This is a genomic window from Pseudomonas kielensis (genome assembly GCF_014236655.1).
In the GTDB taxonomy this organism is placed as follows: domain Bacteria; phylum Pseudomonadota; class Gammaproteobacteria; order Pseudomonadales; family Pseudomonadaceae; genus Aquipseudomonas; species Aquipseudomonas kielensis.
Genome location: NZ_JACMYG010000029.1, coordinates 56,218 through 68,889, shown reverse-complemented (window position 1 = coordinate 68,889; position 12,672 = coordinate 56,218). Strand labels below are relative to the sequence as shown.

The window sequence follows — 12,672 nt, the reverse complement described above, 5'->3', positions numbered from 1 at the left end:
CCTGACCAAAGATCACACAAGTGTGCTGAGTGGTACGGGGCCGCAGGGGCCAGCGGGTCTACTGCAAATGTCCTTGAGTCAACTGTCTGTCACCAAGCTGTTCTCGCTGCTTTCCGAGCGTTCGGTACTCTTGAACTTTATGCTGGATCTGGCAGTACTGCCGTACCTTCAGTACGCCCAAAGTCGCGGACTGAAGTCTTACCTTGATACTTCTGCGAGCCTGGCCGATCCGCGGGTCGTCAGCACACCGTTGTTCAAGGAGTTGGCCAGCAAGGTCAGTGCCTTCTGTGTAAGTTGCACACAGGCAACCAGTTATCTGGCAGCGTTCAACAACACACCTGTGGTGTGTGTCCCTACTGCGGCCAGTCATACCTACTTTGATATCTACCAGAACTATCAGGTCCCGTCGCAGTACCACGGGGTCAGTGGTACCAAGGCTGTTATCTTTGCCCCAGGGGAGGAGGCCAGTGTTGACTGGCCGTACGTTGAACGCATCGCAGGCATGAACCCGCAGGTGACGTTCTATCTGTTGGGGGTGTTCAATCGCTCTGAAGGGCTACCTAATAACGTAGTGACACTTCCCCAAGAGTGCCTGAATAACGCTAATGCGCTCATTGCTCATAGTGATTTCTTGCTTTCACCATTTTTGAAGACGACGCCCGCGAATGCAGGCCTGCCTCAAGGCATCTATGCAGGCGCCTTTCTGAATAAACCGGTGATTAGCTCCCAGGCCATCGATATTCCTCAGCTGAATAATTACCTGCATCTTCCCGATGCTGAGGTTGTGGGGGATATCAATAGTCGCTTCCCAGTCGTCCTGAAGAACGATTTGTTTGTATCGGATAACTCTTGGCTCGCCCGCTTGGAATCCCTGGTGCCGGCAACTCCGCGCAACGATCTCAGTGTGGTAATTCTTATCCATAACAACGCCGGCATCATTGCGCGGTGCCTTGAAACCCTGCAGAAACACTGTGGTGCATATATCAAGGAAGTCATCGTTGTCGATAACGCCAGCTCTGATGGCGGAGCAGAAATCGTTGAGCAACAGTTCCCTGGCGTCAAGCTGGTAAGAAACCCTGAGAATGGCTGCTCCTCCGGTCGTAACCTGGGCGTCACCCATGCCAGTGGAAAATACATTACCTTTTTCGATAGCGATCAGTGGTTCACGGGGTCATCCGGTTTTGCTGAGGCGTTGTCAATTCTTGAGAATCGCGCCAGCGTCGGGGTAATCGGTTGGAATGCGGGTTGGTTTGATGCAACCCGCACTGACCTGGGTGGGATGATTGCGGATTACTGTCCGAACCGTGCAATGAACCCTGTCGCGATACGCGAGGGTTATCGCTCCGATATCGGATTCCTTGGCACCAGCGGCTTCTTTATGCGTCGCTCGGTATTCGACGCAATTGAAGGTTTCGATACGTATTACGACCCAACCTGCTTTGAGGATACAGATCTGTGCTTCCAGATCCGGGCGCTGGGAATGGAGGTTTCGTTCCGCGACTTGTCCGGGATTCGTCACCAGCCCCATCAGACAACGGGTGCCGATAGCGGAAGTGATAGGTACAAAACGCTGTTCCTGAGAAATTCAACTTATTTCAAGGAGAAGTGGAAGCATCAACCGGAGTTCTTTGTCGACTACTCTGCCTGAGCCGGGCGACGTCGAGGTTGAAATACCTTCCATGAGCTGTTGGGGTCATCTTCGGTTACCCACCTTGAAGATGGCCTCTTGCAAGGCTTTCACATTAATACTAAGCGGCCGTTTCTATGTTGAGCCACCCTCGAAAAAAAATCCTGTGCATTATCGGCACACGACCTGAAGCCATAAAGATGGCGCCTCTTATTCTTGGTCTGAAAGAGCAAGATTGGGTGGAAGTCAGGATTCTGGCTACGGCTCAGCATCGCGATTTGCTTGATCAGACGCTGATGGATTTTTCGATCGTTCCTGATATCGACTTGGATATCATGCAGCCCAACCAGTCATTGATCTCGTTGACGGGAAAGTTACTTCTCGAACTGGACAAGGTGCTGTTGGCGGAAAAGCCTGATGCGGTGCTGGCCCAAGGAGATACGACTACCGTATTGGCGGCGTCTTTGGCATGTTTTTATGCGGGTGTTCCGTTTGGTCATATTGAAGCTGGACTCCGGACGGGCGATATCAATAGTCCATTTCCTGAAGAGGCCAATCGGGTGATGACCGGCGTGTTGGCGCATTGGCACTTTGCTCCGACGTCGAGTGCTGCCGAGAATCTATTGGCGGAGCGCACACCTGGCCATAAGGTGTTCATAACGGGTAATACCGTTATCGATGCGTTGCACTACACGGCGGCAAGAGAAATATCGCTTTCGGTTCCATTGGACCACACCAAGCGGATGATTCTGGTAACGGCGCACCGAAGAGAAAACTTTGGGCAGCCGTTCGTTGATATTTGTACCGCTATCAAAATGATCGCCGTTAATAACCCCGATGTTGAAGTGCTCTTTCCTGTTCACCCCAACCCGAGTATTCGTACCGTTGCTTATGAGCTGTTGGGTAATGTTGCTAATCTCCATCTGGTCAATCCATTGGGGTACCAAGAGTTCGTAATGGCGATGAAGCTGGCCAGCTTCATTATCAGTGACTCAGGGGGGGTTCAGGAGGAAGCGCCAGCACTAGGAAAGCCTGTATTAGTCATGCGCGAAAGCTCAGAGCGTCCCGAGGCGATAGCTGCTGGATGTTCTCGGCTGGTGGGTACGGATGTTGGAGTGATTGTTGGTGAGGCCGAAAAGCTCCTCAACAATCCTGATGAGTACAAGAAGATGGCTATTGGAGTTTCTCCGTACGGAGATGGCAAAGCATCTGCACGGATTATCGGGGTTTTGCGGGAGCATTTTTGTTGAATCGCATGGTTTACCTATCCCCGGTGCCGTGGGACAGCTTTTCCCAACGCCCACATAAATTCGTCGAGTGGTTTCACGCACTCTACGGGGGGGAGGTGCTCTGGGTTGATCCTTATCCGACCCGGCTACCCGGCTTGGGAGATTTTGCGACCCGGCCGAGCCCCAGTAACCCTCAGAGCAGGTCGGAGCCCTGGTTGAAATGCTTGACGGTCAAAGCGTTGCCCATCGAGCCGATTTCAGGTTTGAACGTCGTCAACCGCTATCTGCGACGCGCCCTGGTGCAGGAGATAAATGCCTTCGCGAGTGCCGGGCCTACCAGCCTGGTTATTGGCAAACCATCGGCCTTTGCGTTGCAACTGTTGAGTGGTGGTCGTTTTGCGAAGATTATTTACGATTCGATGGATGATTTTCCGGCGTTCTACAGTGGACTTTCCAAGCGCTCGATGCAGCGCAAGGAGCGAGCGGTAGTCAGCGCTGTAGACCATGTGCTGGTGTCGTCCACTTTACTTATGCACAGAGCACAACAGATGCGCCCGGGGGGTGATGTCCGCCTATGCCAGAATGCTTGCGCGGTCGAAGTGCTGCCACCTGTCAAGCAACAGGCTCTGCGTTCGGGCTCCAGGATCTTGGGGTACGTGGGGACCATCGGGAAATGGTTCGATTGGGAGATGATCGAGCGTCTGGCAGGATGCACTGACGTCACCGTCCGTTTGATCGGTCCCATCTACACGCCAGCACCGTTCAAGTTGCCCGCCAATGTTGAGGTTCTGCCGCAGTGTTCACATGCACAGGCCATTGCGGCTATGCAGGCGTTTGACGTGGGGTTGATTCCGTTCAAGATCACGGAGTTGACCGAGTCGGTGGACCCCATCAAGTATTACGAGTACTGCGCACTCGGTTTACCGGTCATTACCTCTGATTTTGGCGAAATGCGCGTGCATGCCCTCCAGCCCGGCGTATTTACCGTGCACCAGGCTGACACCCCGTCTAGTTTGACCAGCACGGTCGAAGCGGCTCTGGCGTTTAGATTTACCTTGGACCAGATAGAGCAGTTTCGGCAGGTAAATTCCTGGAGTGCTCGGTTCTCTTCTGCGAAAATTTTCGATCCTGCCTGAGCTGATATTTTCGACGATACCCACCATGGGTCAGCGCTTGCGAAGTCTAAAGCGCAGTTTTATTAGCCTGCATCGTGTGTGCAGTCTTGTTTTTTGCCAAGGTTATTGAAATGAACGCTGAGACGATTCTTGTTACAGGAGGGAGCGGTTTTCTCGGGTCCGCCTTGGTAAAGCACTTGGCCGCCATGGATAGCTGCGCGCTCGTTCTACCTGCCAGAAATATCCAAGCAGGGTTTCCCCCCTCTGCGCGGGTTCTACACATCCAGGACCTGGACGCAGATACCGATTGGAAGCAGGCCCTTTGCGGTGTCGACAAAGTCGTCCACGCGGCAGCCCGAGTCCATGTCATGAAAGAGGCCAGCGCTGATCCGTTGGCCGAGTTTCGTAAAGTCAATGTCGACGGCACGCTGAACCTCGCCAGACAAGCTGCTGCAGCGGGCGTCAAGCGTTTCATTTTCATAAGCTCGATCAAGGTCAATGGTGAGCGTACTGAACCCGGCACCGCGTGTTGCGCAGATGATGTTCCTGCTCCAATCGACCCCTATGGGATTACCAAGATGGAAGCGGAGCAGGGGCTGCGGGAGTTGGCGTCCAGCACATCCATGGAGGTAGTCATCATTCGTCCGGTGTTGATTTATGGTCCTGGCGTCAAGGCCAACTTTCTGAGCATGATGAAATGGCTTTCCAGGGGCGTGCCGCTGCCATTGGGCGCGGTCCACAATCGTCGCAGTCTGGTCGCGCTGGATAACCTGATCGATCTGATCACTGTGTGCCTCAATCACCCTCTTGCTGCCAATCAGACGTTTTTGGTCAGTGATGGTCAGGATGTATCCACTACTGATTTGCTACGCAAGACCAGTGAGGCCTTGTGTCGGCCTGCCCGTCTCATTCCTTTGCCTGTTTGGATAATGAGGGGGCTGGCGCTGTTGTTAGGCAGGCAAGCACTTGCCCAGCGCCTTTTCGATTCTCTGCAGGTGGATATCAGTAAAAACAAGCAACTCCTGGGGTGGTCACCGCCCGTGAGCCTGGAGCAGTCTTTGCGCACCACAGCGCGGCATTTTTCAGAGTCTAAAAACTCGTGAGTTACGCTTGGTTTGTTCTCGTGGCCGTAGGTGTCTCCTTTTTACTGACGGGAGCAATGCGTCGCTACGCAGTCGCCCGTAGTCTGATGGACGTTCCGAACGCACGTAGCTCACACGTACTGCCAACCCCACGTGGTGGTGGCGTGGCTATTGTGTTGACCTTTCTGCTGGCGCTGGTCCCATTGTTGTTTTTTGGGCTGGTTTCTCCTGCTGTTTTTGCCGCGTGTGCTGGGGCGGGGGCGCTCATCGCGATCATTGGGTTCATGGATGATCATGGGCACATAGCCGCGAGATGGCGTTTACTCGGGCATTTCATTGCCGCTGCCTGGGCCATATTCTGGTTGGGAGGCTTGCCTGCTATTAGTGTGTTGGGAGTTGAGCTAGAGCTGGGCTGGGCAGGCTCAGCGTTGGCCGTGATTTACCTGGTCTGGATGCTCAATCTCTATAACTTCATGGATGGCATTGATGGCATCGCAGGCGTAGAAGCTGTTTGTGCCTGCTTTGGAGCCTGCCTGCTGTACGCGATGTCAGGGCAAAGCGGCTCGATCTGGGCTCCCTTGTTGTTGGGTGCTTGCGTCGCAGGTTTTCTTTGCTGGAATTTCCCCCCTGCCAAGATATTCATGGGCGATGCCGGTAGTGGTTTTCTAGGCATAATGCTTGGGGTGCTGTCCCTTCAGGCTGGCTGGATTTCAGCGCAACTGCTTTGGGGATGGCTGATCCTGATGGGGGTGTTTATCGTTGATGCGACTTTCACCCTGCTGCGTCGACTGATACGCGGGGACAGGATTTACGAAGCCCATCGTAGCCACGCCTATCAGTTTGCCTCGCGTCGGTTTGGCAAGCACCTTCCTGTGACGCTCGCCGTCGGATTGATCAATCTGGGCTGGCTGCTGCCAATTGCCCTTTGCGTTACTCTTTATAGTCTGGACGGTGCGATTGGATTGCTGCTGGCCTATAGTCCATTGCTAGTGTTGGCATGGTGGTTTCGCGCAGGGGAACTGGAATGTCCCCCTTAAGGACTCATCGATCCTCCTGAGTTTATGTCTAAGGCTTCAGGAATTGGGGCAAAACGAGGGAGAAAGTTGCAGTGTTTGAGGGGCTTATGGATAAAGTTAGAACGTTTTTACTTGGACTACCCAGACGTAAAAAAAGACTGATTCAGGTCATCACTGACGTGCTGCTGGTTTGGGTAGCGCTATGGATGGCATTTATAGTGCGTCTAGGTATCGATGATGTGCTCAATCCAGTCAAGGTCCACTTCTGGCTATTTGTCTGCGCTCCAATCGTTGCCATTCCGCTCTTCATCCGTTTCGGCATGTACCGTGCGGTCATGCGCTATTTCGGCAATGACGCTCTCATTGCGATCATCAAGGCCGTCAGTCTGTCCTCGTTGATCCTGGCGGTCGTTGTCTATTGGTACAGCAATCATCAAGCTGTCGTGCCGCGCTCCATCATTTTCAACTACTGGTGGCTGAGCCTGGTGATCATTGGCGGTCTTCGCCTTTGCATGCGCCATTACTTCATGGGCGATTGGTTCACGGCGGCTCAACATGTGCCGTTCACCAACCGCGATGATGGTTTGACCAAAGTGGCCATCTATGGCGCGGGCGTCGCGGGAAATCAGCTAGTCGCAGCGCTTCGCATGGGGCGCGTGATGCGACCGGTCGCCTTCATTGATGACGACCCGAGTATTGCGGACCGGTCTATTTCGGGGCTGCTGGTCTACAATCCCAAGCGCATTCAACAGATGATCGATGTAACGGGGGCGCAGGAAATTCTGTTGGCACTGCCGTCTTCGACCCGAGCGAGGCGTAGGGAAATTCTCAATGTCCTTGAGGGATTTCCATTACATATCCGCAGTGTTCCGAATTTCACTGATCTGGCCAGTGGCCGGGTTAAAGTCGAAGATATTCAGGAAGTCGATATCGCCGACTTGCTTGGTCGGGATTCGGTTCCGGCACAATCCGATTTACTGGAGCGTTGTATCAAGGGCAAGACGGTGATGGTGACCGGCGCGGGAGGCTCCATTGGCGCCGAACTATGTCGACAGATTTTTTCCCTCGCACCGACCACCCTGCTGTTGTTCGAGCACAGTGAGTTCAATCTCTACTGCATTTTGTCCGAGCTTGAGCAGCGAGCCAGTTGTGAGTCCTCGTCCGTTCGTTTGCTGCCGATCCTGGGGTCGATCCGCCATCAGGACAAGTTGTTGGATGTGATGAAGACCTGGCGGGTGGATACCGTTTACCACGCAGCCGCGTACAAACACGTGCCTATGGTCGAGCACAACATTGCCGAAGGCGTGCTCAACAACGTGATCGGCACGCTGAATACCGCTCAGGCTGCATTGCAAGCGGGGGTCGCCAGCTTTGTGCTGATTTCCACTGACAAAGCGGTTCGCCCAACCAATGTGATGGGCAGTACCAAGCGCTTGGCCGAACTGACGCTGCAGGCTCTCAGTCGTGAAATCGCTCCGGTGCTGTTTGGCGACAAAGGCAACGTATCACGGGTCAATAAAACCCGGTTCACCATGGTCCGCTTCGGCAACGTGCTGGGGTCATCCGGTTCTGTGATCCCACTGTTCCACAGCCAGATCAAATCCGGTGGTCCGCTTACGGTAACGCACCCCAAGATCACGCGTTACTTCATGACCATTCCCGAGGCGGCGCAACTGGTCATCCAGGCGGGTTCCATGGGGCAGGGCGGGGATGTATTTGTACTCGATATGGGCGAACCGGTGAAAATCGTCGAGCTTGCAGAGAAGATGATCCATCTGTCTGGCTTGAGCATTCGTTCGGAGAAGAACCTGCAGGGTGACATTGCCATTGAGTTCACGGGCCTGCGCCCGGGTGAAAAGCTTTACGAAGAGTTGCTGATAGGCGACAACGTGGCGGCCACCCAGCACCCGATGATCATGAGTGCAAACGAGGATCACCTGCCTTGGGATGATCTGAAGGTGCGCCTGGCTAAACTGTTGCGGGCCGTTGAACAGGACGATTACGCGCGCGTTCGCCAGTTGCTGCGCGAAACCGTCAGCGGCTATACCCCGGACGGGGAAATTGTCGACTGGATCTACCAGCAACGCCGCCTTGAGCCCTGATGCTACATACTCTGCAACGCACACATTTTTGACAGAAGCCCGCCATGACCTAGGTTTGGGAGGCAGCTTTGGAAAAGCTGCTTCTCTCTCAACGAAGTCATGGAGCGTCACTTATGCGTACAGGCTACTTCCACTCTCTGGTTTTCGCCCTGTTGACCAGTGCCTCAGTTGCAGCAATCGCTGCTCCTGCCCCTAAACTCGAAACCGTTCCAGCGCCTGCAACGATGCCAGTGGCATCTTCAGAAATGGCGGCCAAGGTCGATCTGAACAAAGCCGATGTGGCCACCTTGCAGCGCGATCTCTCCGGGATCGGCGAGGCCAAAGCCAAGGCTATTGTTGCGTACCGTGACAGCAATGGCTCGTTCGCCTCGGTGGATGAGTTGTTGGAGGTCAAGGGCATTGGCAAGACGCTCCTGGACAAGAATCGCGACCGGCTGGAAGTGAACTGATACCCGAGCGCCCGCACTGAGGCCGGTCATTGACCGGCCTTTTTTGTTTGTGGGATTGAGTACCGGCAGGTAGGGGAGGGTTTTTTGCTCACAGTCGAGCAGCGCCTGCGTACCGATCCGCGCATCAGCCTGCTCCTGAGCAACGCCGGGGTGGCGGCGGAGGGCCTCTTGGCGAGTGCCGACCAGGATCAACTGGAGCGAATGATTCAACTCAATGTGGTGGCCGTGACACGTTTGGCCTCGGCAGCCGCGGCGAGTTTCTCGGCGGCGGGTTACGGGGCAATTATCAACCTGGCATCGGTGGTCGCGCTGATCCCCGAGCGCTTCAACGCCACCTACAGTGCGAGCAAGGCCTACGTGTTGAGCCTGAGCCAATCGCTCAACGCCGAGCTCGGTGGCAGCGGGGTGCGGGTCCAGCCCGTGTTGCCCGGGGTGACGCGTACCGAAATCTGGGAATGTTGCGCAATCGACCCAAGCGCCCTCCCGGCAGAGAGGGTCATGGACGCTGGAGAGAGGGTTGACGCTGCCTTGTCGGGTTTCGACCAAGGGGAATTGATCAGCATTCCTTCGCTACCTGATGCCGCAGACTGGGATGGGTTTGTTACCGCGCGTCACGCATTGGCGCCGAACCTGTCGAAATACGTCGCCGCCGCACGTTACAAATAGGGCGGATTTTTACTCCACCAGCTTGTTCAGATGCTCACGCGTGACGTCGAGAATCCGCTGGGCCAACTCCGGGCTTTCGACGCTGCGCGACAGCAGGAGGGCGCCGACCAGGGTCGACATGATGATCAGGCTCTTATCCGCCGCATCCTCACTGCCCAGGGCTTGCTCAACCTGCTGCAGACGAGCATTGAGCACGACATCGCTGGTAGGGCTGGCCTGTCCGCGCAAGCCCAGTTCCGACGACATGGTGGGCAGGGGGCAACCCTCATGGGGAGAGGTCTTGTGCCATTCGGACAAGTAGGTGTCGATAAAGGTCTGGAGGGGGCGCTCTTGCGCGAACAGTGCCGCACAAAGCTCACTGACTTCCTCGCCCGCTGCTTGCAGGGCCTTTTCGACCAGTTCGTCCTTGGATTTGAAGTGTGAGTAGAAACCGCCATGGGTCAGGCCCAGGGCCTTCATCAGGGGTTGCAGGCCAGTGGCACCGATTCCGTCGCGGCGAAAGCGTGCGGCTGCTTCCTTGATGATGCGCTGATGGGTCTGGGCTTTATGGTCCTGCGAGTAGCGCATTCTTAATCTCCACGGCAATGCGCCATATTAACCAAGCTAAATGGAATGGTGACTGTACTTCTATTTCTAAAAAACATGCAGATGGGGCCAGACTCCCTTATTGGCCATAAGTAGCTGGCATGAATAGTGATTACTCATTCCCGGAAGATTGTTCAACAATCCTGAGGTGATGAGTATGAGTGATGGATTGTCCCTGGCTGACCACATCACATTGGAGCTGCGCGCCGATATCATTGGCGGGCGCTTGCTGCCGGGAAAAGCGTTGACAGAGGCGGACCTGGTACTGGCCTACAACGCCTCGCGCAATACTATTCGCGAAGCCTTGCACCGCCTGGGGCAGGAAGGCCTGACCCGCTACGTGCGGCACAAAGGGGTCATGGTTCGCCAGCCCGGCGCCGATCAGGTACGCGACCTGTTCCAGGTGCGGCGCACCTTGGAGTTGCAGGCAATCGCCGCCAGCCGGCCGCTGCGCGAGCAACAGTCGGACTCCATGCGCGAGGCCATCGAGGCCACGCAGTTGGCCCGTGATCGGGAAGACTGGCGAGCCGTTGGTACCCACAGCCTGCGTTTTCACCAACGGATTGTCGGGTTGCTGGGCAGTCCGTTGTTCGACGAGTTCTTCACCACCGTCGTCGCGCAATTGCGCCTGGTTTTCAGCGCTGCGCCCGATGAATCCAGGTTCCAGGCGCCGTGGCTGGCGCGCGACCGAATGATTTACCAACACCTGATCGAGAACGACCGTCCGGCCGCTCTCGAAGCCTTGAGCACTTACCTGGACGACTCCGAGCAGCAACTGCTCGAGGTATTCAACCCTGGCTCGCGCCACTGATCGAGGAATCACGCCATGTACAAAGACTATCCAGCGGCCTACCAGGTCAGTAAGGGTTCGGCCTTGCAGGTCGATACCGCGTTTTACCAGCGAATCCGCGACACCCCGGATGGCCGCACGCTGATCGAGCAGTTCGAGGTGCCCATTCGTACCGGTCGCGCCTGGCATGTTCCCGCCGGCCATGTGTTTCGGGTGACCACGCCGGTGGGACCGCAGGTGGGGGATTTTAACGTCTGGAATGCCAACGATCCGCGCGAGCGCTTATGGGCGGCCCGGACCCGGCAGTTGCAGGGGGCCCATGTCAGCACCCATGACCGACTCTGGTCAAACCTGCCATTTCTCAGGCCACTGGTGACCATCACCGACGATAGCCTGGCCGACTACGGGATCGACGAACACGGCGGCCGCCTGCATGACTTGCTGGGCACGCGCTGTGATCCCTACGTGAACAAAATGCTCACCGGCGAAGACTTTCACCATCACTGTCATTCCAACCTGACCCGTGCGGTGCTGCCCCATGGCCTGACCGAGTTCGACGTGCATGACGTGCTGAACATCTTCCAGTGCACAGGCCTGAACCACGATGACCTGTATTTCATGAAAGCCTGTCCGGCACGCAAAGGCGACTACCTGGAATTTTTTGCCGAGATCGATCTGTTGTGCGCGTTGTCGACGTGCCCGGGCGGGGATTTGTCGCTGGCGATGTGGGGGCCGGATGCCCAGGACCCGTTGAGTGTTTGCCGGCCACTGGGGGTGGAAATCTATCGGCTGGACGATGAGTTGCTGCAAGGCTGGAGTCAGCCTGAACGGGCGGCGTACAAAGGCTTGCACGGGCTGCATATCGCCAAGGCCGACTGGCAGGAGTAGGGCGGGGCTGGCCGGGATGCACAATGGCAACATCCCGGCCGGCGCCAGGGTCAACGATCCTGAGCGTCCTTGGCGTCCATTTCCGCGTTACGTTCAGCCACGCGTTTACGTTGCTCGTCGGTCAATTCGACCTTGTTCGCGGTGTCGCGCAACATCATCAGACCACCGACGATCGATCCGATCGCAACCACCAGAATCAACCAGGCATACCAGGGCATAGGGCTCTCCTTAAGGGCAGGCATCGAGGCGAACGGTTTCGCGACAATGTCGTGCATATCCACTTTGAGTCACAACGATTCTCCGTGGTTCCATTCTAGGCCTGTTGCGCCAGGATCACCTGATCTACATCCGCTCGGCGCAGCGAGCGGGTTTCAATCGAAGACCTGGGCGTCCTTGAACCAAGCGCCTGCCTGATCCTTGGCGGAGAGTTGCGGGGCATCAGCCAGTTGCCAGTCGATCGCCAGGTCCGGGTCGTCCCAACGAATACTGCGCTCGGCCGAAGGGGTGTAGTAGTCGGTGGTCTTGTAGAGAAACTCGGCGAACTCACTCAACACCACAAACCCGTGGGCGAAACCTTCCGGCACCCACAGCTGGCGATGATTGTCGGCGGACAAGCGTACCGCGACCCATTTTCCAAAGTGTGGCGAGCTGCGGCGAATATCCACGGCAACGTCCAGTACCTCACCTGCCGTTACCCGCACCAACTTGCCCTGGGTGTTTTCCAGCTGGTAATGCAGGCCGCGCAACACGCCCTGTTGTGAACGCGAGTGGTTGTCTTGAACGAACTGGGTGTTCAGGCCTGTCGCCTGGGCAAAAGCCTTCGCGTTGAAACTCTCGTAAAAGAACCCACGTTCGTCACCGAACACCTTCGGCTCGATAATCAGAACACCCGGCAGATCGGTGTTGACTACATTCATCATGTTCTCCAGCAATAGACGACGATGGTCGGCATTCTCGCCCGAAGTAGCCGTTTTGTGCGAGCGCAAATGCTGACGTTCGCTCAGGCATGGGTGTGCAAGCGTCGTCGCTGATCGAGCCCCGCCACGCCCCGTAAATCGGGCCCTGACACTCGCCAGAGCCCACTCTTTACGCTTTCTTTATGCCTCGCCATCCCCCCTGGTCT

Annotated in this window: 12 protein-coding genes and 1 pseudogene; 10 read left to right on the top strand and 3 right to left on the bottom strand. The window is 56.0% G+C overall.

From position 1 onward, the window contains the following. The 8 genes and pseudogenes from H7995_RS22455 to H7995_RS22420 all read left to right on the top strand — a co-directional run. Positions 1-1,648: glycosyltransferase family 2 protein (locus H7995_RS22455; RefSeq protein WP_206684711.1), on the top strand; the 1,648-nt coding region annotated here is incomplete at its 5' end. A 116-nt stretch (positions 1,649-1,764) separates the two neighbouring features. Continuing rightward, a complete protein-coding gene (gene wecB / locus H7995_RS22450; protein WP_182341602.1) occupies positions 1,765-2,877 on the top strand; it encodes a non-hydrolyzing UDP-N-acetylglucosamine 2-epimerase in 1,113 nt (370 codons plus the stop codon). A 203-nt stretch (positions 2,878-3,080) separates the two neighbouring features. After that, entirely contained in the window at positions 3,081-3,992 is a 912-nt protein-coding gene (locus H7995_RS22445) for a glycosyltransferase family protein (protein ID WP_244647790.1), read from the top strand. A 110-nt stretch (positions 3,993-4,102) separates the two neighbouring features. Further along, entirely contained in the window at positions 4,103-5,074 is a 972-nt protein-coding gene (locus H7995_RS22440; RefSeq protein ID WP_185818857.1) for a UDP-glucose 4-epimerase family protein, read from the top strand. Then, the gene (locus H7995_RS22435; protein WP_185818854.1) at positions 5,071-6,090 is read left to right on the top strand and encodes an MraY family glycosyltransferase; all 1,020 of its coding nucleotides are present in this window, start codon (positions 5,071-5,073) and stop codon (positions 6,088-6,090) included. The genes H7995_RS22440 and H7995_RS22435 overlap by 4 nt, the downstream gene beginning before the upstream one ends. Before the next feature lie 86 nt (positions 6,091-6,176). Continuing rightward, positions 6,177-8,171 (top strand): polysaccharide biosynthesis protein, encoded by a 1,995-nt coding sequence (locus H7995_RS22430; RefSeq protein WP_182341597.1) that lies wholly within the window; start codon positions 6,177-6,179, stop codon positions 8,169-8,171. A 113-nt stretch (positions 8,172-8,284) separates the two neighbouring features. Beyond that, positions 8,285-8,620, top strand: coding sequence for a ComEA family DNA-binding protein (locus H7995_RS22425; RefSeq protein ID WP_166590120.1), 336 nt, complete (start codon positions 8,285-8,287; stop codon positions 8,618-8,620). Positions 8,621-8,704: 84 nt separating this feature from the next. Then, a pseudogene (locus H7995_RS22420) lies at positions 8,705-9,286 on the top strand (SDR family NAD(P)-dependent oxidoreductase); the annotation flags it as partial. 9 nt (positions 9,287-9,295) lie between these two features. Here H7995_RS22420 and H7995_RS22415 read toward each other — a convergent pair. After that, positions 9,296-9,853: a TetR/AcrR family transcriptional regulator gene (locus H7995_RS22415; RefSeq protein ID WP_166590121.1), complete on the bottom strand. Its 558-nt coding sequence runs from the start codon at positions 9,851-9,853 to the stop codon at positions 9,296-9,298. 175 nt (positions 9,854-10,028) lie between these two features. Between H7995_RS22415 and H7995_RS22410 the strand changes: the two genes are divergently transcribed. Together H7995_RS22410 and H7995_RS22405 are read left to right on the top strand one after the other, a co-directional pair. Beyond that, on the top strand, positions 10,029-10,682 hold the full coding sequence (locus H7995_RS22410) for a GntR family transcriptional regulator (protein WP_182341595.1): 654 nt from the start codon (positions 10,029-10,031) through the stop codon (positions 10,680-10,682). Positions 10,683-10,697: 15 nt separating this feature from the next. After that, entirely contained in the window at positions 10,698-11,549 is an 852-nt protein-coding gene (locus tag H7995_RS22405) for an urea carboxylase-associated family protein (protein ID WP_166590123.1), read from the top strand. Between the two features lie 50 nt (positions 11,550-11,599). On the opposite strand, the gene H7995_RS22400 is transcribed toward H7995_RS22405, so the two are convergent. Both H7995_RS22400 and rfbC read right to left on the bottom strand, forming a co-directional pair. Further along, a complete protein-coding gene (locus tag H7995_RS22400; protein WP_071554261.1) occupies positions 11,600-11,767 on the bottom strand; it encodes a DUF2897 family protein in 168 nt (55 codons plus the stop codon). A gap of 153 nt (positions 11,768-11,920) precedes the next feature. Continuing rightward, entirely contained in the window at positions 11,921-12,466 is a 546-nt protein-coding gene (gene rfbC / locus H7995_RS22395; RefSeq protein WP_166590124.1) for a dTDP-4-dehydrorhamnose 3,5-epimerase, read from the bottom strand. Positions 12,467-12,672 lie beyond the last annotated feature (206 nt).

Coding starts and splice junctions, on each gene's coding strand:
- wecB (WP_182341602.1), top strand. CDS start 1,765: ATGTTGAGCCACCCTCGAAAAAAAATCCTGTGCATTATCGGCACACGA.
- H7995_RS22440 (WP_185818857.1), top strand. CDS start 4,103: ATGAACGCTGAGACGATTCTTGTTACAGGAGGGAGCGGTTTTCTCGGG.
- H7995_RS22430 (WP_182341597.1), top strand. CDS start 6,177: ATGGATAAAGTTAGAACGTTTTTACTTGGACTACCCAGACGTAAAAAA.
- H7995_RS22425 (WP_166590120.1), top strand. CDS start 8,285: ATGCGTACAGGCTACTTCCACTCTCTGGTTTTCGCCCTGTTGACCAGT.
- H7995_RS22415 (WP_166590121.1), bottom strand. CDS start 9,853: ATGCGCTACTCGCAGGACCATAAAGCCCAGACCCATCAGCGCATCATC.
- H7995_RS22410 (WP_182341595.1), top strand. CDS start 10,029: ATGAGTGATGGATTGTCCCTGGCTGACCACATCACATTGGAGCTGCGC.
- H7995_RS22405 (WP_166590123.1), top strand. CDS start 10,698: ATGTACAAAGACTATCCAGCGGCCTACCAGGTCAGTAAGGGTTCGGCC.
- H7995_RS22400 (WP_071554261.1), bottom strand. CDS start 11,767: ATGCCCTGGTATGCCTGGTTGATTCTGGTGGTTGCGATCGGATCGATC.
- rfbC (WP_166590124.1), bottom strand. CDS start 12,466: ATGAATGTAGTCAACACCGATCTGCCGGGTGTTCTGATTATCGAGCCG.